Source organism: Ktedonospora formicarum (assembly GCF_016587355.1).
Lineage (GTDB): Bacteria > Chloroflexota > Ktedonobacteria > Ktedonobacterales > Ktedonobacteraceae > Ktedonobacter > Ktedonobacter formicarum.
The window spans coordinates 227433-246715 of the sequence record NZ_BNJF01000002.1 but is presented as its reverse complement, the minus strand read 5'-3'; the positions used below and the strand labels follow the sequence as shown (position 1 = coordinate 246715).

The following is a 19283-nucleotide window of genomic DNA, read 5'->3' as shown; positions in this document are numbered from 1 at the left end:
TAGTTCCAGATGTTGCTTCTGGAAGGAAACCATACTATATGTTTAAATAGACTGATTATCTGGTGAAGGCTCTATGACTGGTTAGTACGCATTGCAGTTGAAAGGAATGCTCATGTTTCGTTTTATAAATTTGCTTCTCAATGGCCAACCACTTCCCCGTATTTTGATTGGCCTCCTCTTTCTCATTATTGGCTTTGTGGGGCTTTATGTTGCCATGATGCAAGGGCGATCAGATGGCTGGATTCTGGCAAGTCTCGGAATTGTTTTAGGATGTATCTTGCTTTTTCTTGGAATTAAAAGTTTGAGCAACAAAGGGAATCGCGCTCGTTATTAGACGATGGCGAGGCTGGGCTTTGACATGAGGTGGCTAATCTGAAAACGGAATGACCTAATAGACATTTGCCGCACTGTATTGTTCGCTATGCACGACAATGGGATCGCACGCGTTCTCTTCTCTTGCAGGTTGCATTCGTCCTTGTGGGCAGGCCAAGGGAAAGACTCTCACATCAATTCGCCATGCTGTCCAGCAACAATTCGTTGATCAGGACTCTCAGAAAAGTGCCCGTTCCAGATCTCAAAAGTCTCAGAGTATCCGGGGTGAATGATTGGGCATTCCGCAAAGCCAAGACCTATGGCAGTATTCACAAGTTGGTTTCGTGGGGTAAGGGATAAATCCCCAATTTCCACGTGACCAACGCGTGTCTAGCGCATTCAGAAATGTGTCAGTTCTCGCCTTATCGAGGTTGATTCCTCCTTATCGAAGGCGCTTGATGACCGTGAGGCTGAAGTGCGAGTATCCATCACGGACCTTCTCGTTATTGTCTTTAAGGTCAATAGATGCTTATGGAGAGATACAATGGAAAGAGGTATATTACGATGCTCAGACAAATCCATTGCTAGGTCAATGCAAATAGGACGTAAGAGATACAACAACATGAAGCATCCCAAACTTTGAAGGGAGGGAAATTATAGGCGGAGAATGTTCCCGAGAAAAAGGCATTAAATCGTAGCTTGCTCTTGCTTTCCCCCTTTTGGGTAGAGGGAAAGCAACGTCTCTATAATTTTTGTCGTTGCAGGATGATGCGCATCCAAATGCTCCTCTTGAATGAGCAATGCTCGCTTATAAAGTATTTCAGCTTGTCCATGCTTGCCCTGTGTTGCATAAAGATTCGCCAAACCACTAAGTAACAGTGCCATATCAGGATGCGTTGCTCCCAACGTTCTTTCTCGGATCTGCATCGCCCGTTCATAGAGAGACTCTGCTTGTGCATATTTCTCCTGGTTACAGTAGAGAACGGCTAGATGATCGAGCACAGCAGCAATTTCTGAATGGTTGGGTCCCTGTGCATGCTCGTAGAGTTGTATAGCCCGTTCATAGAGCGATTCTGCTTGCGCATATTTTTCCTGCTCTCGGTAAAGGGTCGCCAGCCCATCGAGTGAGATTGCGAGGCGTGGATGTTCTGATCCTAATGCCTGTTCGTTGACCCGCAATGCCCGTTCATACAACTCCTTGGCCTGCGCATACTTTTCCTGCTCTCGGTACAGAGTAGCCAGTCCATTGAGTGCAGTGGCTACCGCAATATGCTCCGCGCCCAATACGTGTTCCCGAAGCTGCAATGTATGCTGATAGAACTGCTCTGCTTGCTCATGCTTTCCCTCCGCATGATACAAGGTCGCTAGATTATAAAGTGAGACGGAAATATCAGGATGCTCAGATCCTAATATCTGCTCACGAATATGCAATGCTTGTTCGCAAAGCATCTTTGCTTGGAGGTACTTTCCTTGCCTCACATAGAGCATCCCCAGGTTATCCAACGCGTTTGCGAATTTTGGATGTTCCACACCCAACGTTTGCTCCTTGATCCGCAATGCTCTCTGGTAGAGTGGTTCAGCTTGTTTATATATTCCCTGGCTTTTATAGAGCAACGCTAGGTTGTTCAGGGTGTCGGCTATGCGTAGGTCCTCGGGCTCTAACCGCACCTCCAAAATGTGCAATGCTCTCTGATAGAGCGGCTCAGCTTGTTTATGTTTTCCTTGTTCCCAGTAGAGCAAGGCTAGATTGTTTAAGGCTTCTCCGATGTCGACATGAGCAGGTTCCAGGTGCCGTTCAGCAATCTCCAACACGCGAGAAAACAGCGCTTCAGCCATTACCAACTTTCCCTGACGCCAGGCCAGTTCCGCCTGATCTGACAGGTAAGGAATAAGCCCCGGCTGATCGAGACCATAGCGCCTTTCTTCCAGTACCACCGCTTTAGCCAGCAGTGGCTCTGCCTCTTCAAATATTCCTCGCTGGAAGAGATATGCTCCTATCTTGTGAAGCAACTCGCTCGATACTAGCAGATCTTCTTCCAATCCCTCAATTAATGACACACAGGCTAGTGCCTGGGTCAAATAGCGCTCACACTGCTGCCAAACGGGTAAATTCGGTTTGGGGAAGGCTGCATTGACCATATAGATGACACGTTTTCTCCAGAGCCGCACCTCATTGGCATCCATTTGTTCCCGCAACACTACCTGAACGAGCCGATGCAGGGAGAGTGTCTGTGTCTGGGAATGCCGCTGTATTAGCGACAGATTGCGCAGAGCCGCGAGCGTCAGATCGAACGCCACAGGATCCGTTACGATTGAGGCCAAGTTCGGTCCCAGATGGTGGGCTCCTACCTCAAAGAGTTCTTCTGGGATATCTTCTGCGTGGAGGAACGAGCATACTCTTAATAGTTCTGCCGCCCTATTCTGCTCCTGCTCCAGACGCTCGTGCGCCAGCAGAAATGTCGCCGACACCGAATGAGGATGATCACTTGCGCCCTCTCCGCGTCGCGCCAACAAGAATGCCTTTTGCCGCTCATAGCGTTGCAGATAGGTGGGAAGGCCACAGCTCGTCTCTTCTAGATATGCTCCAGCCTGATCAAGCGCCAGCGGCAATCCTCCCAGGAATGTTACCAACTCTAAGGCAGCCATATAATCGCCCGGCGTCTGATTCTTCAGGTTGCCCATCTGCTCAGCCATCGCTTCGGGTTCCAGAAACTTGGCTCGCCGTAGCAGCAAAAGTATGCTCTCCTCCTGGTTCATCGGCCTGAGATTGATTCCTTGCGCCAGCGTTCCAAGTGCCTGCCTACGCGTGGTGAATAAGTACGTGCCCTGGCGGGTTTGTGGCAGTACCCGTTGTGGCAACGTCAGGTCCTCAAGATTATCCCAGATCAGCAGCCAATTGTCGTGTGCTGTTAGCCAGCGCTGTATCGCCACCACAACACGCCGCTGGTCCTCTGCCTCTCGTTCCGGCAGCCGCAATAGCTCAGCGATGCGTTGCAAACTAGACATCACTCGCTCGCTGCTCTCTGCCTCAATCCAGAAGATGGCATTATATTCCAGGACGTGGCGATAGGCATATTCGAGCGCTGTATGCGTTTTGCCCACGCCACCTAACCCTTGCAATGCATACGACCGAGTGCGCATGACAGCTTGCTCCGCATTTAGACGGGTATGTAGTTCTGCCAGTGTTGCCTCCCGTCCCGTAAAAAAAGGATTTCGCGGCAAGGGCACACTCCAAAGTGGCGTGGGTGCTGTCATACTCGCTTCCAGCAGGCGCCGAGCTTCCTGATTACCCAATCTCAGGCAACGAGCCAGATCAAGTACGACCGTTTTGCTTGCTGGGAGCACATCTCCCTGCTCCCAGCGAACGATAGTATGCCGGTGCACACCCATTGCTTCAGCGAGCTGCTGCTGCGTTAGGCGTTTCTGTTTACGAAAAACATGTACGAGTTCACCAAAAGAATCTGGACCCTCGTTGCCCATTGCCGTTCCCTCAATCTCTCTTCTGTGGTTTGTGTATATTGGCGCAAAATGTTCCATCAAATGGAACATGCCCCTTTTATACTTGAAATGAATGGTATTTGTCCAGCCTATGTGACCCCAACTGGAGTTCTACAAAATACTGTTCAATCAAAGAAAATTGACTTAAAAGAGAGAGAAGCAATTTAAATAGAGAGCAAAAGAGATAAGTAGAGAATGGTGCGACGAGCAAATAAAAAGCCGATCTATCAGCTATCGCGGATGTGCGATAGCAAATGCGAAAACTCAGCATTCCAATACCCCAGAGAGAGTTATAGTATCAAAGGAACAGAGCAACAAGAGGTATGAATATGGATGATCTTTTTCCCCCATTTGGTGATTTGCTGAAAAACTTTCGTAAACGAAGCAAAATAACACAACAGGCCTTAGCCATACGTTTGGGCATTCATCGTAACACGATTGGTTTTTGGGAACGGGGAGATATCCTTCCTGACAGCAAGGCAAGGGTACTGGAATTGGCAGATACACTTTCTCTGAACAAAGTGGAGACACTCCAGTTACTTGAAGCGAGCATGACGAGTATCATCCCATACTGGTATCAACCCTTTCCCAAAAACCCCTTCTTTATTGGGCGAGAAGATGTTTTGCGTACTCTCCACGACCATATGATAACATCTAAAGATACATCTACATCGATATATGCCTTGCAAGGAGTGGGGGGAATTGGGAAAACACAGATCGCGATTGAATATGCCTATCGCTATTCATTTGAGTACACAGCTCTTCTCTGGGTTGATGCAGAGACACTGGAGACTGTGCTCGACAGTTTCCAGCATATTGCTGGTGTTCTCCAATTACCAGGACGGCAAGAAACGGAGCCGCAGCAAATTTTTGAAAAAGTGTATCACTGGCTCTCCAGCCATACACAATGGTTATTGATTTGGGATCACATTGACACTCCGGAGTTGCTTCTGCGTTTTCTTCCCCCGATGCGGCAGGGACATATTTTACTCACGACGCGTAATCATATATTTGGCCCAATCGCACACAGGATATCGTTGCGGCCGATGACGCAAGAGGAAGGAGTGCTTTTCCTGTTACAGCGCACCAGAACGCTTGACGCCCAATCACCACCCTTATCGATACACCAGATCGCTGAGTCCATGCCTACAGAAAATGCGGTTGTAAAAGATATTGTTAGGCAGATGGGGGGGCTTCCCTTAGCTCTTGACCAGGTAGGGGCTTATATTGAAGAAACTGGATGTCGCTTCTTGGACTATGTGCGCCATTATAGGCAGCACCCCATACGTTTGCTAGATCGCCGTGGTACATCGGGAGGAGCGCATCCTCTTGCTGTTGCTGCGATGTTCTTGCTTGCGTATGAGCAAGTCCGGCAAGAGATGCCAATGGCAGCAGACATCTTATGCGTACTTGCGGTTTCACATACAGTGGTCATTCCTGAAGATTTTTTCCTTATGGGGGCAATTTATTTGGGACCAATACTTGGAACTCTTGCCACTGAGCCCTTTCAGTTCGATCTTGCTATTACCGTTCTGCGCCGTCTATCGTTAGTCCAGCGGCATACATATAAACGCGTGCTTTCTTTTCCACCCCTACTTCAAGTAGTGCTCTATGAGCATATGAGCAAGCAAGAGCGATCTCTGTGGCAAAGCCGAATTGCATCAAAGCACAATGCAATAGGAGCTTGAGTCCTTGGGCCGTACGTGTATAGGAAGCGTCTCCTCCAACTGATGAAGAGCCCTTTGAGTGGATCCTGCTGACATAGGTGCCAACCACAACCCTTGCTCAGGCTTGGGAACGATTCGAGTGGTACAAGCATCGTTGGGTGGTTGCGTAATATCATCAGTGCCTCAAAACAGGATATAGTATTGAGGAGTGTCAATGGTAATTTGTGTATAAAAGACAACTCTTCAAGCATGGGGAGGATGTTAGCCCTAGAAATATATCCCATTGGAGGCGACAGCTTTGAATAAGGCACGGGAATTTCTAAAAAGAAGAGTATGGCGAGTCGGGCTTGTTTTGCTTTGCCTGCTGACAGTGCCCATTTTGTGGTATACAGGCATTATCTGGCCGAATTCCTGGTTTGTGTTGAGTAATAATGTGCAAGGCCTTGATGTGTCGAGCTATCAAAAGCAAATTGATTGGAAACACGTTGCCCAAACAGGCAGATTTACGTTTGTGTTCATCAAGGCGACCGAGGGGAAAACATATCAGGATGCCTATTTTCAGGCAAACTGGCGTGGAGCAAAAGATCAGGGGTTGCTTCGAGGTGCGTATCATTTCTATATAGCGTCATTGAGCGGGGCTGAGCAGGCAGATAATTATATCCATGTGGTCCCTAAAGAAGCTGGGATGCTGCCACCTGTGTTAGATCTAGAAGTATCCGCGAAGGATCGCCAGGTAACGCTACGCGAGATTACTGTGTTTCTGAACCGCCTGGAACACTACTATGGGATGAAACCCATTATTTACACGGACCTCACTCGATACGCAGAATTTGTCAAAGGGCATTTTGAGGAGTACCCCCTCTGGATTGGTGAAGCGCTTTTCCCTATTCAATGGAGCAATGTCACCAATTGGACGTTTTGGCAGTATTGTGATCGTGGACATGTTCCTGGAATATCGGAGCCTGTTGACTTAGATGTCTTTTCAGCAGGGCGTGACAAGCTTCATGAACTTGTCTACCGATCTATCTCTTCCAACAGTGAGTAGTAGCATTAAGATGCGGATGAACTCTATAGGGCAATCTACATAAGATAGCTACAGAGAAAACCTCCCAAAAGCAGAAACGAGTGGTCAGAGTTGTATTTCGCATCCTCTTCAAGGATTTGACCACTCGTTGGTTTTTGTGTCTCAGGTACCCTGTGGTAGGCGCATCAGTCGGCGCTTGACGCTTTCAACAAGCAAGAGATAAGTTATCGTCATGAGCGCGAGAAACAGAAAGTAAATGTCTGGGAGCGGGTAAAGACTAATCTCAGAACAGGTCAAATCATGTTAGCATGAATCCAACTTTGTGATTATGGACAGTGACCTTAATTCCCCTATCGTCGCTGGCTTTCCAGCTCTTAAAAATATATGGAGTAGCCCTACGCAGAGTGCTACCAGGCCAAGCATTTTAAGCGCCAGTTCTGGACTAAAAGCTTGTATGTAGACGGCGCGAAACAGGAGTAGCACACCGACGCCTCCTCAGAGAAGGGAGGTGGACATTCGTCCTCTCCCCCTTCTTTATATCGCCTATATCGACAAAGCTCTCTCCTCAGGCTACTGCCGCTCCTCCTCTCTGGAGAAGAGGCAAAAATGGACAGAGCAGCCATCCTGTTCATACATGTTTACGGGGTAATGATATTGAACCCGAACTCGAAGGTATCCAGCAATGAGAACATCTCGTGAAAGGCTTCCTTCTTGCCATGGACGTTCGCTTCGCCAGTGTCTATTTCCCGTTTCAGAGATGATTCGCCCATGATGATCTTATTGAGTGTGGATCGCGAGAGCGAGAGCGTTGCGTCAGCGTCTGCTCTCTGTTCTCCTAACGTATGATTCAACGCCCCATTCGCCAGGACTAGCACGCACGCGTATCGGAGAACCGGAGATTGAGCGTGATTGGTTTGTTGGCGGCCTTTGGGCCATTGAGTCGTGCCTTTGAAGACCCATGTGTGAAACACAGGAGGGTGAAAAGGCGTTCCTTTGCCTACAGCGGCCTTCGCAAAGATTGAGCCATTACATGAGCAACGTTGAGATGACATGCGAGAAATAATTTCCATTCTTCAGGCAATCAAGTAATCTCTGCTTTTTTTGTCTCATGCTGGCAAAAGCATGAGGGGAGAAACAGGATGAGAAAAATGCTTGACACGTGCAAGTTTTCAGATTATTATATGGACATCCAAGTAATTAGGGAAGGAAGAAATATGGATCTCACTCATGTTGGTCATCTTATCAGTGGTCAGCTCGTGCGAGCCTGCAGAGCTCATAATCGTGCAGCCAGTGAGCGTTTGAAGCAACTCGACCTCTACGTTGGGCAGGAAATGTTGCTGCTTTCTTTGCAGGGAAAGGATGGTTTAACTCAGTCCGAACTCGCCAGTATCCATGGGGTTGACCTCTCAACCATCACGAAGGTTGTCCAGCGTATGGAGCGTGCCGGACTGGTTGAACGCCGATCGGACGCCCATGATGCACGCATCTCAAGGGTCTATCTTACAGAACAAGGGCGCAGTCTCTGTGAACCTTCCTGGCAGATGTGGCTGGATCTGGAGGAGCAACTCACACAAGGATTGACGGAATCTGAGCGTATTCTCTTGCGTCGGCTCCTGGAGACGGTTGCAACCAACCTTGAGCGGTAGTGTTTTGTGTCTCTTTTTTTGTTTATTTACTTGGACGTACAACTATAATAAGGGCGACATGGTCTCATGAATAACTGAAAGAGAACATCACATGTCTACACAGGGAAAAAACGTTTTCATCGTCGGTGGGAGTTCTGGCATAGGACTCGCTTCTGCTCATCTGACACTCGCGCAGGGTGCCAACGTGACCGTTGCCAGCAGTTCAGTGCAGCGATTGGAGCAGGCGAAAGCAAGCCTGGGTGGCAAGGTCAAGACGGCAAAAATCAATATGCTCAATCCATCAGAGGTCAAGGAGTTCTTCACAGGCTATAGCGAGATGATCGATCATCTGGTCATCAGTAACCCCACACCAAAGGAGGGCGCATTTTTGGAACTGGAGATTGAGGAGGCGCGTCAATTGTTTGAAGAGAAATTCTGGGGCTTGTATCACATCGCGAAATATGCAGAACCACATATGACCGAGCGTGGATCTCTGACCTTCTTCTCTGGAGTGAATGTAGTATCGGCAAAGCGTGCTCCTCTCGCAGCAGTCAATGCTGCGGTCAATGCTCTCGTCACGTCCCTAGCTATTGAACTTGCTCCCAGGCGAGTCAACGCTATCTCTCCTGGCATTATTGATACTCCATTGCGTGCTTACTGGCCTCTTGAAGCGCGCCAAGCCGTCTATGCTTTCACTGAGCGGGCAGCTCCGGTGGGGAAAGTAGGCACTGCCGAAGAAGTGGCTCAGGGAATCCTCTACCTGCTGAACAATCCCTATGTCAGTGGCACAGTTCTCGATATTGATGGTGGATTGAGGCTGATCTGATGAAATTCGGGATACTTGGAACAGGAATCGTGGGACGCACACTAGCGGCAAAGCTCGCCGAATGCAACCATGAAGTTATGATCGGCACACGTGATGTCGCCACTCTTCTAGCACGTACAACACCGGATGCCTGGGGCCCTCTTCCTTTCTCTGCATGGAAACAACAGCATCCTGAGATCCAACTGGGGACATTCGCGCAAACAGCGGCTCATGGAGAAATCCTGTTGAACGCTACAGCTGGAAACGTCTCCCTGGAAGTTTTCCAAACCATACGTGGAGACGATCTGGATGGCAAGATTCTCATCGATACTGCCAACCCGTTGGATTTCTCTCACGGTTTCCCTCCGTTGCTCTCGATCGTGAATACCGACTCGTTGGGCGAACAGATCCAGCGAGCCTTTCCCACAATGAAGGTGGTCAAGGCACTCAACACGATCGTTGTAGAGCTCATGGTGAATCCGAAGAGACTCGCTGATGGGGAGCACCACCTGCTGGTCTGTGGGAATGATACGCAAGCGAAAGCCGAGGTCATGAGCCTGCTCACCAACGAGTTCGGGTGGGAATACGTCCTCGACTTAGGAGATATTGCTGCGTCTCGCAGCATGGAAATGCTCTTACCAATCAACTTTCGACTCTGGAATGTCCTCCATACGCGCTTGCTCAATTTCAAGATCATTCAATAGCTCAGGAATACGGGTCTGGGCAATGTGTCGATCTTGCCCAGGCACTAGTGTATCGTTAAGAGCAACATCTTTCTGAGCAGTAGCGCCGATTTCTTGGTTTTTACTTCTGCCCTTCATAACAGTTTACGTAGCGCTGGGCCATATTCTATTGCGGAACGAATTTCCTGGTGATGGATTTGTCCTCCCAGGAAGCCGACATACGCAAAGAGAGCCGTATTCAGTAACAGTACAATCAATACTGTGATTAACAGGAGGCGTGGGAGTTTGTGGTGTTTTCTGTAGAAAACGGCTCCCCACAGAGCAATCACGCCTGTGATGAACATCAAGATCAGGCCTATGCGAGCTACATTGGCATGCAGGTGAATTATCTGTTCAGAAATACCTGGAAGTCCTTGCACAGCAGCCTCCGCCTTATCTCCTGTCGCATAAGCTACTGCTGTCAGTAGCGCGATGACAACGAGGAACCAGAGTGAGACCTTCTGCATCAAGGTACTACGGAAAACGAGAGCAATAATGAATAGTGCCATTATAAAGAGTGTACCCAGGATTGGGAAGTGATTCACGAGAAGGTGTACGTGAGCTAGTGTCATATGTACGAAGTCCTCATCAAGTTGAATTTTGTCTATTTGATAAAGAAACTGAACTTGATTATCCTTGCCCAACATTAAAGCATTATGAGAATATATGCCTTGAGCATTGCCCCCATTCCAGGTAGCGCTAGTTGTTGGGAAATGTTCTCTATCTGTTCTGGTGGATAGGGCATATCAGTAGCAACCCACCATTTGATCAAGGTGAGAAAGTCCCCAGCCAGGTAGTGGGAGACCACCGGCTGGGGATCAGAACGTTTTTTGCACAAAAGGTGGAGGAGAGGGTTGGTTCAATCGCTCTGCCATATCATACTATTTGAGAACATCCTCTTTATCTCTTCTTACTTGAAAAAACCTGACTCCACGATAATTTCCTGAGAAGGAAGGAAGGTGGCTTCGACGACGGATCGACCTGTGCGCTTGAGATATTGCTGGACAACACGATAGCCGATGGCGTATCCGGAAAAATCTGGAATGCCAGCTTTGGGCAATCCCCAAGTTGCGGCAATGGTATCGCCGAAGATATAGCTGCGCACCGCATTGAAGCCGCTCACCTCAAGCGCACCGCTGATGACGCGCTGGGCGGTGGCTAACTCCTCATCGTTGAAATCAGTGACAAAGTAGCCAACCAGTTCCTCGCCAAAGAGTTCGGCTGCGAATGCTTCTGCCAGCCCTTCGGCGATGATGTAATCGGCAACCGTGACGTGCATGGGTAGGAAGGGGACGATCTTGAAACGGACGTTGTGGTTGAGCTCATGAACCAACGCGGGTCCGACGCGGGGCAGCGTATAGTTGTCGGCGAGGCTGAGTGAGACCATGAGATAGCCCGGGATACCACCAAATCCCGCGTAGCCTCGATTGGGAAGATTGCTATTGTGCTTGGTGAGGACCACAGCACAGTTGATGGTGTCCAATCCAATGCGGTCAGCATAGGGGGAGAATGCAGTCACCCCCTGTTCAAGTGCAGCCGTGGACTTCTGCCAGGCTCCATCATCGGTCAGTCGCCTGACCATTTCCTCAATGAGGGGACGCTGCTCGCCGTCGAAATCTTCAGGCGTATAGAGGCTCCATATTTTCGCCCATGCTATAGTATCGCCGCCCCCGCCATAAATACGCATCATGCCTTCAAAGGGAGCTAGCAGCTCCTGTCGATATATGGCCTCGCGTTCCTGCGCGCTGGCGCTGTTCAGCAAACGTTGATAGATAGATTCGACATCTATGATCTGTAATTTCATCTGGTATTCCTTTCGAGCTTTCGCGACAGAAGAGTGACTGGGAAGAGTCTAACCTATGACGTAACGTCATATGCAAGCCCTTTTCACGCTTTGTGGGTTCGACTTCTCTCTGTCTGTGAGTAGGGATTTTGGGATAGATAACGTTGTCTGGCTGTTGGGTGATGGTTTATCCATATCGACATGCAATGCTCACCCTATGATCCTACTGGTTGTCTAGAGTATTGTGTATGATGCTACGTCATACCGTATATTTTCGAATGAAAGGAGAAAGCGCATGGATCGCAAACACTATACGACCAGTCAATTTGCGCAGAAGGCCGCAGTCACAGCACGGACCTTACGTTTTTATGACAAAGTGGGCCTGCTCTCCCCCTCTGGTCATACCGAGGCTGGACACCGACTGTACTCGGATGAGGATTTGTGGAGCTTGCAGCAGATTCTAGCGTTGAAATTCCTGGGTTTCTCTCTTGAAGAGATCAAAGTGTGTCTGCAAAAGAAACCGGAACATTTACAAAAGGCCCTTGTGATGCAGAAGGCGATGCTGCGGGAGAAGCGCAGCCAACTGGATGCGGTCCTCCAGGCCATCGAGAAAGCTGAAGAATTGTTAAAAAAGAACCAGAGAGATTGGGAATCAATTCTTCTCGATGTAATCCAGGTGATGCATACGGAACAGGATAAAGCGTGGGTGAAGAAATATCTTACTGAGGAACAACAACAGAAGTTGGCTGAAATCTCTCAGAAATCGTACAGTCCTGAAGCAGCGCGGAAACTGGCAGTATGGGGAGTGAATTGGACCGAGGAGGATCAGCAACGTGCAAGTCAGCAATGGGAGGCAGTGTTTGTGGAACTGAGGAGGCTGGTTGCGGAAAGGAAAGCTCCAACCAGTGTGGAGGGTCAGGCTCTGGCGAAGCAGCACAGTGAGCTGATCAAGCAATTGACTCGGGGTGATGCCGATGTCGGGGCAGGTGTGCAACAATGGTGGAAGAACTATGAGGAACTTCCCTTAGAGGAAAAGCCGTTCCCAATGTATCACTCCAGTAAGGAAGAAAAAGCGTTTCTGCAGAAAGCGCTGGCGCACTATAAGATCAGCAATGGGATACAGTGTTCGCAGAACTAGAGTAACCCTGATGCTACATCACTGAGACTCCCAAACCAGGGGAAGCTGAAAAACAATATGTTTCAATGCCCTATTCCTCAAAAGGAGAAACATGATAGCGTTTGAAGCCAGCTATGGCTCATGTTCCCACTGAGGCTTGGACAACTGGCGAACCAAAACATGCTTGCAGTGACAGAAGCGTCTCTTTCTGAGGACAAAGACACTCAGAAAAATAGGAGGCCAATGAGAGCGAGTGATGGTACGACTAAATGTGAATTCAGGAGAGCGGCTCGCGCTCTTCATGCTCAAATGTGCTAGAGCCATAGAAGAGCGGTCGCCATTCTATAACCTTGTTGGTCCTGTCGTGTTAGAGAAGCGGTTAGGGGGCTATTGTTTCGCGCGAGCCCCTCCCTGGCAGCAGTCTGCTAATTGCTGGTCTGACCAAGCGAAACCGTTGCGTGTGTTCCCGTGAAGGAAATGTCACCACAGGCAATTACCATCTTTTGCTCGTCGGTATCCAATGTTGGGCCGTTATGAACGTTGAGGGAGATGGGTTGATCAGGAAGTTGGAAATTTGTTAGCGTCGTGTCCAGCATGGCATTCCCTTGTTCATCGGCAGTAATGTTAGGGAGAGGATAGAGAATAGGCCCTTCTGGATGCTGCTCACAGGAGCCAGAATGAATGTGGGCGGGATGGGTGCTGTTGGGGGCTAACCCAGTGAGTGAGATGTGGATGGTCAGTAGATTCCCGTTAAGCTCAAGCTCCGCTGTGCCTTGGGGATCAGATACCACGGTAGATGGCGTGCTCTCCAGCGGAGGTGCTTCAGTTGTGCGCTCCTGTGGCGGCAAATCAGTGACATTTTCCTGCGAGGATGAACCGGTTACGCTCTCCTGTGAAGGAGAGCCATCAAGAGCGGAAAGAGATTTGGCAGAAGATATACTCTGTGTCTGAACGATCACAAATACGAGAACCAGAAACGATGTATACAGGGTGAGATTTCGTATATGTTTCAACATTGCTAAGTGCTCCTTCTCTCTGTTGATGCATTATAGGGGATGAGCATTCGTTCTTTACGTTGGGTGTGATGGTGCCATCATTTTCAGTATAGAGGAGTTTAAACAAGAGAAAAGATGACGTGAAAAGCATGGCGAGGGAAAGGGAATAGAAGAGGAGCCGATTTCCAATAAATCATAAATTGACGGGATAAGCCACTATAATTTGTATATGCTTTTCTCTTATAGATATGATGTAGTTGTCATCTGATTTCAGAAGGGGTTGTATGTTCCTGAATCTGGTAGCATGTTGGGAATGAGGGGGTGATCATAGCTTCTTGAACTATGAACATTTCTTGCCATTTGTAGACATTTAAGGCCCTTGACTCATCTGCTATACTCATTGCTAGTACGGCGAGTTACGTCGGAATGTACGCCTGTGGAGATCCTGTAAGACCTGGGAAACCAGGCAGGTTGTTCGTTGAAGCAGGAACCGAACACCAGATATGGCTTGTCCATATTTGGGTAAGTTTCGGATAACGGAATACTGGTGGGCGTACTGAAAGGGCGTCTGGAGATGGTGTTGATAGGAATGTTGCTGACTAGTGAGCAGAAATAGGGAAGTTGTGTGCCTGATCACACCCGGAGGGATGAACGGTGTGACCAGACAAGGTAAGAGCGCGAGATGAGATAGGCCTGTTTGGTGCTGGCGCGTCTCTGGTTTCCCATACTGGAGGTGAGCGTGAAGTAGGGACTTTGTCTCCTCCGGATTGAGCCCCGTTGGCGAGAGATTGAGGAAGCGTCAGAACAAGAGGCTTGGTTGACTCCAGAGGAGGATGCGATGTCGCTCTTGCTCCCACTTGCAACTAAACCAACGAGTAACTCAGTGCGTGCATAGCAGATCATCTCAGAACCATTGTCTCTGGAAATTAGAGGTCGTTCGTGAACAACATATTCCCAGTTGGTTTGCCCCTACGATTACAGCTTTCACTGGTATTACGATGGACATGGAGTGCTGTTCATAGAGATAGGATCGCCTCCATCTCTCAAACGGCAGAAGTGTTCCAGGGATGCCTGGAACACTTCTGCCGTTTCATGCATGTTCATAACGCGAGTTTCGGGTTCAGGCCGTTAGTCCCATCGACACAATATACAAGGCACTTAGCTCAAGCCAAGAGAGAGAAAATGAGGGCGTTTATGCTTGCCTACGCTTTGTTTGTTGGCGAAGCCAGACATAACCATCTTCTAGTCCAGGTGTCAGGGATTGGATGGCTTGCACTGGCCCATGTGGTTGCGGACCAATGACATGATATAGAATGCCATGCTGCTGCGGCAGTGTTGAGATGACACTAAGATCCGTTGGAGGAATATAATCAGGGGGCGCGAGAAATTGCCAGGTATGGCCTGTAGCAGCCTCAATCAGTTGGCGTGTCTGCCCATTGAATGTTAATGTGCCTTGATCGAGGACCGCAAGGTGTTCGCAGATATGGCTAATATCCTCAACAACATGAGTCGAAAGGATGATAATTCTTTCCTCGGCCAAACGGGCAAGGAGCATACGTAACCGAATGCGTTCTTCTGGATCAAGTCCAACAGTTGGCTCATCAACGATGAGAACGCGAGGGTTACCTAAAAGCGCCTGCGCAATACCTAGACGCCGCTTCATGCCACCAGAATAGGTACCAATCTTACGGTTTGCATCGCTGGTCAAGTTGACAGCCTCACAGAGCGCCTCGATCTGCCGTCGGCGTTCTGAACGGTCATAAAGGCCTTTGAGCAACCCCATATAATCGAGCAGTTCCCTCCCTGTGAGATCAGGATAGAGACCAAAATCCTGAGGAAGATAACCCAGGAGTGAGCGTACTGCTTTGCGCTGGCGCGGCTGACTGATATCCAGGGAGCCAATAAACACATGCCCACTTGTTGGACGGCGCAGTGTTGCTAGAATGCTCAGCAAAGTCGTTTTGCCTGCCCCATTAGGTCCAAGCAAGCCAAACATCCCCTCACTAATGCGAACAGTAATGTCTCGCAAGGCTTCATGTGCTCCATAACGTTTTGTCACATGTTCGATTCCAATTTCCATAAGAGTGTCTCTTTCTTCAAGCAATATGTTTGATTATGAGGCGTTTCCCAGAAGAAGTTCTTCATGATGCAGCCACCACCAGTTGCACGCGGCCAGGAGCAAGGCAATACCTAGTAATGTCAGGCGGTTGTTCCACCAATCTATGGCGTCGGGTCCCCAGGATGTATAAGGAATAAAGAACGAGTGTGCTCGCTTGTGCGGAAGCAGAAATGGATAAAAGGCCAAAGCTAATGCTAAGGGGAGGATAGAGGCCACGAATCCTAGTGCGGTATTATGCGTGAACAGCGAACCAAGCAACCCAATCATAGCCATCAGTAGTACGGGGGCGAGCCAGACGCACATGAGGAAAAGCAGGCTCTCTTGTTGGGCATAGTGAAGACCATTTCCAAGAGACCAGGCAAGAAAGACAGCGGAAGGGAGTAGGAGCATAAAAAGGCTTAGGACCGCGCGCCAGCATATAATTTTGTATAGCCCTGAGCGCGTAACTATCATTATTTCTAGCAGTGGATCACCTACTATAAGAGCACTGGCAAACATTCCTGCGAAGAAACCAGCAACAGATTCCATCACAAAGCGGCTGAGCGCCGTCGCACTACTTATTGCTTGTGTATCGTTTAAATGTAGTTGATACCAGAGTAGAGCACCCAAGCCGAGAAAGCTCAGGAACATAAGTAGAAAAGGCCACCACTTGAGCAGGCGGAGATGATAGTACATCAGTAAAGCGATCTCTCGCAAAGGGGGACGCCGCCCCCAGAGGGATCGATACTCTAATGTTGAGATGGCGCGCGTGAGCGTGGAATCGCGACTATTCATGCTCTCGCATTCTCCTCTCGTTGTCGTTGCCAGGTCAGACTGACATATGTCAGGCCAAATGCTATGCAACCTATCAAGACCAATAGTGTAATATTGAGGAGGGCCTTTGTGAGCGAGGTCTCTTTTGAGGCAAAGAGAGGTGTGGGAAAGAACAATGGATAGATGTAATATCCATTTGGATTGAAGATGATTGTGAAGAGGGCTCTCCAGGCCGGAATATTAAAGAGCAGCCAGAGCACAGAGAAGCCAACCTGTACAACCCGAACTGGAAGGATACTGGCGAGCATGAGAACAAGCCCCATTGAGGCAAGAGAGGCAGGAGCAAAGATGAGCAGAAATGCCAGGAGAAACAACAGAATGATACTTGCTTGCATCCCCAAAATGATGGGAGCCATGGTGCAAAGCAAGTACATAAGCAGGATCGGTATTGATACTGCAAGGTAATTCCCAAGAAACTTACCCATAGTATAAGGAATCTCTCCAAGTGGTGTAGCTCGCTGTAATTCAATTATCCCCACTTGTGTATCACGGCGCAGACGATCGACAGTGAGCAGGGCAACTACCAAACCAAAGACGATGCCAGCATAGTATGTTACCCCATACGTCAGAACATTATTTATTTCTGCCGATGTGTAATGTTTGTATGCTTGCTCCATCATAGGGGAAGGATGAAGCAGCGAGAAGGCTGTCACCACAGAAACGAGCAGAAGGAATGCGCCTACGATGCCAAAAGTGAGCCAAAAACCCAAGCGCCTCCATTGCATTGTGATTTCGGCTCGCAAGATTGCCCACATTTGCCAGACCCCAGCAAGAAAACCTCTACCAGGCGTAACGCGTGGAACATGTAACATTAAACAATAGTATCCTTTCTGTTTTGATGAAGTTGATAATAGTCAGTGTACAGGAGGCACATTACAAATAAAGGTGAAGAAATGTGAACAACACATTAACGCTGACTCAACATCTTATAATCTTGCCCTTTTGTGCTAGTGGTTCGGCTTGAGATAGGACATAATGAGGAAGGAGAAAGGAGCAAAGAGATGATGAATCAGCCAGCAACAATTCTCATAGTGGATGATGATAGTGCCATTGCTTATTTGCTTAGAGATTTCTTTAAAGCAGAAGGATTCCAAGTGTTGATCGCACCAGACGCAGAGAAAGCGCATAGTATCATTCAGCAGCAGACAGTAGATTGTATGATACTTGATGTTATGATGCCTGGGCGCTCAGGCTTTGACCTTTGCCGCCAGATTCGCGAAACCAGCGATCTGCCAATCCTCTTTCTTAGTGCTTACGATAGCGATAGAGAGAGGTTACGGGGTTTTGGTTTACAGGGTGACGATTATATCGCAAAGTCTGCTTCACCTAGCGAGATCGTAGCTCGTGTCAAGGCTGTTCTTCGACGTTCCCAGAAAGAAACACAGACGAAGAGAATCTACCAATTTAGTCGCCTGATTATTGACCCGATAGCGCACGAGGTACTGGTAGATGGGCAAACAGTACCTTTCACAACAAGGGAGTTCGCGTTATTGTGCCTGCTAGCTGCCCACCCGCGGCAGGTGTTTACGCGTGAACAACTTTTTGAGCGCTTCTGGGGTGAGATTGGGGATCGCCAGACTGTGACTGTGCATATTCGACGAATCCGAGAAAAGATTGAGGAAGACCCTGCCAATCCGCGCTATATTCTTACCGTGCGTGGTGTCGGCTATCGTTTTGAAGGAGGAAACTCGTGAAGAAGCGTCCCACGCACAGATGGTTATCCATTGTCTGGTTATTATATGCCGTGCTGATGCTCATTGCAGTTGGACTTATCATTATCACATTCATGATAGCTGGGGTAGGAAATGTGGAAGGACAACCCCTTCCTTTTATTCCCAGGCTGTCTCTTGTGGCTGGGCTGATTTTGGTGATTCTCCTTGCCATGCAGGCACTTCTGGTAACAACGACAGCACGTTTTCTCCAACAATCCATCTTGATACCTTTGGATGCAATAGGAAAGGCGAGCAGGCAAATCGAACAAGGAAACCTCTCGTTTATGCTACCATCATCTTCTGTTGTGGAGATGACCGAAGTGGTAGCAGCCTTTAACGCTATGGGAGAAGCCTTACGAGAGGCGTTGGCGCAACAGAAAAAGCTAGAAGAAGAGCGACGCTTTTTTATTAGCGCTGTAGTGCATGACCTTCGTACGCCGCTGTTCTCCTTACGTGGCTATCTGGAGGGTATAGAGAAGGGCGTAGCCGATACGCCTGAGATGATAGCGCATTATATACATATTTGCCGTCAGAAGGCTAACGACCTGGAACATCTTATCACTGACCTCTTTAGCTATACTCAGCTTGAGTATCTAGAGTTGTTACCACAACGCGAAAGTATTGATATGGATATCTTGTTACAAGGAATTGCGGAAGATATGCAACCCATAGCACAGAACGCAGGGATTTCATTGACCGTTGGGCGCGAGGGACTACGTGAGATAGGTATCATGGCTATCGATAGACGACTCATCACACGCGCCCTGACGAACTTGTTGGATAACGCGGTCCGTTACACTCCGCACAACGGAGCTATTTCATTTTCTTGGACTAGAAACGAAGAAGGTCTGGTGCTCTCAGTAGCTGATACCGGCCCCGGCATAGCTCATAAGGACCTGCAACATGTGTTTAAACCGTTGTACCGTGGTGAGACATCGCGTAATCGCCAAACCGGAGGGGCAGGTCTAGGTTTGAGTATCGCACAACAGGTCTTTCAAGCTCATGGCGGAACACTTTCGGCAGCGAATCAGAACAGCGGAGGGGCTCTGTTCCTTGGCACCCTACCTTTAACCGTCTCCTAACTGTGGAAG

General features: G+C 48.7%; 17 protein-coding genes. 9 read left to right on the top strand and 8 right to left on the bottom strand.

Annotation, left to right across the window (positions count from 1 at the left end; translation table 11 throughout):
* The first annotated feature begins 112 nt into the window (after positions 1-112).
* Positions 113-334 carry a hypothetical protein gene (locus K3T82_RS20150; protein ID WP_220195346.1) on the top strand — a complete coding sequence of 74 codons (222 nt, stop codon included), beginning with the start codon at positions 113-115 and terminating at the stop codon, positions 332-334.
* 665 nt (positions 335-999) lie between these two features.
* Here K3T82_RS20150 and fxsT read toward each other — a convergent pair.
* Positions 1000-3792 (bottom strand): FxSxx-COOH system tetratricopeptide repeat protein, encoded by a 2793-nt coding sequence (gene fxsT / locus K3T82_RS20145; protein WP_220195345.1) that lies wholly within the window; start codon positions 3790-3792, stop codon positions 1000-1002.
* 347 nt (positions 3793-4139) lie between these two features.
* Between fxsT and K3T82_RS20140 the strand changes: the two genes are divergently transcribed.
* Both K3T82_RS20140 and K3T82_RS20135 read left to right on the top strand, forming a co-directional pair.
* Positions 4140-5498 (top strand): helix-turn-helix domain-containing protein, encoded by a 1359-nt coding sequence (locus K3T82_RS20140; RefSeq protein ID WP_220195344.1) that lies wholly within the window; start codon positions 4140-4142, stop codon positions 5496-5498.
* A 277-nt stretch (positions 5499-5775) separates the two neighbouring features.
* The gene (locus K3T82_RS20135) at positions 5776-6522 is read left to right on the top strand and encodes a GH25 family lysozyme (protein WP_220195343.1); all 747 of its coding nucleotides are present in this window, start codon (positions 5776-5778) and stop codon (positions 6520-6522) included.
* 617 nt (positions 6523-7139) lie between these two features.
* On the opposite strand, the gene K3T82_RS20130 is transcribed toward K3T82_RS20135, so the two are convergent.
* Complete coding sequence (locus K3T82_RS20130) at positions 7140-7553, bottom strand: alkyl sulfatase C-terminal domain-containing protein (protein WP_220195342.1); 414 nt, start codon at positions 7551-7553, stop codon at positions 7140-7142.
* Positions 7554-7715: 162 nt separating this feature from the next.
* Between K3T82_RS20130 and K3T82_RS20125 the strand changes: the two genes are divergently transcribed.
* The 3 genes from K3T82_RS20125 (at position 7716) to K3T82_RS20115 (ending at position 9635) form a co-directional block, all read left to right on the top strand.
* On the top strand, positions 7716-8147 hold the full coding sequence (locus K3T82_RS20125; RefSeq protein ID WP_220195341.1) for a MarR family winged helix-turn-helix transcriptional regulator: 432 nt from the start codon (positions 7716-7718) through the stop codon (positions 8145-8147).
* Between the two features lie 91 nt (positions 8148-8238).
* Positions 8239-8952, top strand: coding sequence for an SDR family oxidoreductase (locus K3T82_RS20120; protein ID WP_220195340.1), 714 nt, complete (start codon positions 8239-8241; stop codon positions 8950-8952).
* Positions 8952-9635, top strand: a complete 684-nt coding sequence (locus tag K3T82_RS20115) for an NADPH-dependent F420 reductase (protein ID WP_220195339.1) — start codon at positions 8952-8954, stop codon at positions 9633-9635. The genes K3T82_RS20120 and K3T82_RS20115 overlap by 1 nt, the downstream gene beginning before the upstream one ends.
* Positions 9636-9748: 113 nt before the next feature.
* On the opposite strand, the gene K3T82_RS20110 is transcribed toward K3T82_RS20115, so the two are convergent.
* Together K3T82_RS20110 and K3T82_RS20105 are read right to left on the bottom strand one after the other, a co-directional pair.
* On the bottom strand, positions 9749-10225 hold the full coding sequence (locus K3T82_RS20110; RefSeq protein WP_220195338.1) for a hypothetical protein: 477 nt from the start codon (positions 10223-10225) through the stop codon (positions 9749-9751).
* A gap of 338 nt (positions 10226-10563) precedes the next feature.
* Complete coding sequence (locus K3T82_RS20105; RefSeq protein ID WP_220195337.1) at positions 10564-11457, bottom strand: DUF2268 domain-containing putative Zn-dependent protease; 894 nt, start codon at positions 11455-11457, stop codon at positions 10564-10566.
* Between the two features lie 274 nt (positions 11458-11731).
* Here K3T82_RS20105 and K3T82_RS20100 point away from each other — a divergent pair, with 274 nt between their 5' ends.
* Positions 11732-12574 carry a MerR family transcriptional regulator gene (locus K3T82_RS20100; protein ID WP_220195336.1) on the top strand — a complete coding sequence of 281 codons (843 nt, stop codon included), beginning with the start codon at positions 11732-11734 and terminating at the stop codon, positions 12572-12574.
* A 404-nt stretch (positions 12575-12978) separates the two neighbouring features.
* On the opposite strand, the gene K3T82_RS20095 is transcribed toward K3T82_RS20100, so the two are convergent.
* From K3T82_RS20095 to K3T82_RS20080, 4 genes are all read right to left on the bottom strand, one after another.
* Complete coding sequence (locus tag K3T82_RS20095; RefSeq protein WP_220195335.1) at positions 12979-13569, bottom strand: CHRD domain-containing protein; 591 nt, start codon at positions 13567-13569, stop codon at positions 12979-12981.
* Positions 13570-14740: 1171 nt separating this feature from the next.
* Positions 14741-15628, bottom strand: coding sequence for an ABC transporter ATP-binding protein (locus K3T82_RS20090; RefSeq protein WP_220195334.1), 888 nt, complete (start codon positions 15626-15628; stop codon positions 14741-14743).
* 33 nt (positions 15629-15661) lie between these two features.
* Entirely contained in the window at positions 15662-16441 is a 780-nt protein-coding gene (locus K3T82_RS20085) for a hypothetical protein (protein WP_220195333.1), read from the bottom strand.
* Positions 16438-17292: a hypothetical protein gene (locus tag K3T82_RS20080; protein WP_220195332.1), complete on the bottom strand. Its 855-nt coding sequence runs from the start codon at positions 17290-17292 to the stop codon at positions 16438-16440. Before K3T82_RS20080 ends, K3T82_RS20085 begins: the two co-directional genes overlap by 4 nt.
* Positions 17293-17481: 189 nt before the next feature.
* Here K3T82_RS20080 and K3T82_RS20075 point away from each other — a divergent pair, with 189 nt between their 5' ends.
* Complete coding sequence (locus K3T82_RS20075; protein WP_236031417.1) at positions 17482-18174, top strand: response regulator transcription factor; 693 nt, start codon at positions 17482-17484, stop codon at positions 18172-18174.
* The gene (locus K3T82_RS20070) at positions 18171-19274 is read left to right on the top strand and encodes a sensor histidine kinase (protein WP_220195331.1); all 1104 of its coding nucleotides are present in this window, start codon (positions 18171-18173) and stop codon (positions 19272-19274) included. The genes K3T82_RS20075 and K3T82_RS20070 overlap by 4 nt, the downstream gene beginning before the upstream one ends.
* The last annotated feature ends 9 nt before the right edge of the window (positions 19275-19283 follow it).

Coding starts and splice junctions, on each gene's coding strand:
- K3T82_RS20150 (WP_220195346.1), top strand. CDS start 113: ATGTTTCGTTTTATAAATTTGCTTCTCAATGGCCAACCACTTCCCCGT.
- fxsT (WP_220195345.1), bottom strand. CDS start 3,792: ATGGGCAACGAGGGTCCAGATTCTTTTGGTGAACTCGTACATGTTTTT.
- K3T82_RS20140 (WP_220195344.1), top strand. CDS start 4,140: ATGGATGATCTTTTTCCCCCATTTGGTGATTTGCTGAAAAACTTTCGT.
- K3T82_RS20130 (WP_220195342.1), bottom strand. CDS start 7,553: ATGTCATCTCAACGTTGCTCATGTAATGGCTCAATCTTTGCGAAGGCC.
- K3T82_RS20125 (WP_220195341.1), top strand. CDS start 7,716: ATGGATCTCACTCATGTTGGTCATCTTATCAGTGGTCAGCTCGTGCGA.
- K3T82_RS20120 (WP_220195340.1), top strand. CDS start 8,239: ATGTCTACACAGGGAAAAAACGTTTTCATCGTCGGTGGGAGTTCTGGC.
- K3T82_RS20115 (WP_220195339.1), top strand. CDS start 8,952: ATGAAATTCGGGATACTTGGAACAGGAATCGTGGGACGCACACTAGCG.
- K3T82_RS20110 (WP_220195338.1), bottom strand. CDS start 10,225: ATGACACTAGCTCACGTACACCTTCTCGTGAATCACTTCCCAATCCTG.
- K3T82_RS20105 (WP_220195337.1), bottom strand. CDS start 11,457: ATGAAATTACAGATCATAGATGTCGAATCTATCTATCAACGTTTGCTG.
- K3T82_RS20100 (WP_220195336.1), top strand. CDS start 11,732: ATGGATCGCAAACACTATACGACCAGTCAATTTGCGCAGAAGGCCGCA.
- K3T82_RS20095 (WP_220195335.1), bottom strand. CDS start 13,569: ATGTTGAAACATATACGAAATCTCACCCTGTATACATCGTTTCTGGTT.
- K3T82_RS20090 (WP_220195334.1), bottom strand. CDS start 15,628: ATGGAAATTGGAATCGAACATGTGACAAAACGTTATGGAGCACATGAA.
- K3T82_RS20085 (WP_220195333.1), bottom strand. CDS start 16,441: ATGAATAGTCGCGATTCCACGCTCACGCGCGCCATCTCAACATTAGAG.
- K3T82_RS20080 (WP_220195332.1), bottom strand. CDS start 17,292: ATGTTACATGTTCCACGCGTTACGCCTGGTAGAGGTTTTCTTGCTGGG.
- K3T82_RS20075 (WP_236031417.1), top strand. CDS start 17,482: ATGATGAATCAGCCAGCAACAATTCTCATAGTGGATGATGATAGTGCC.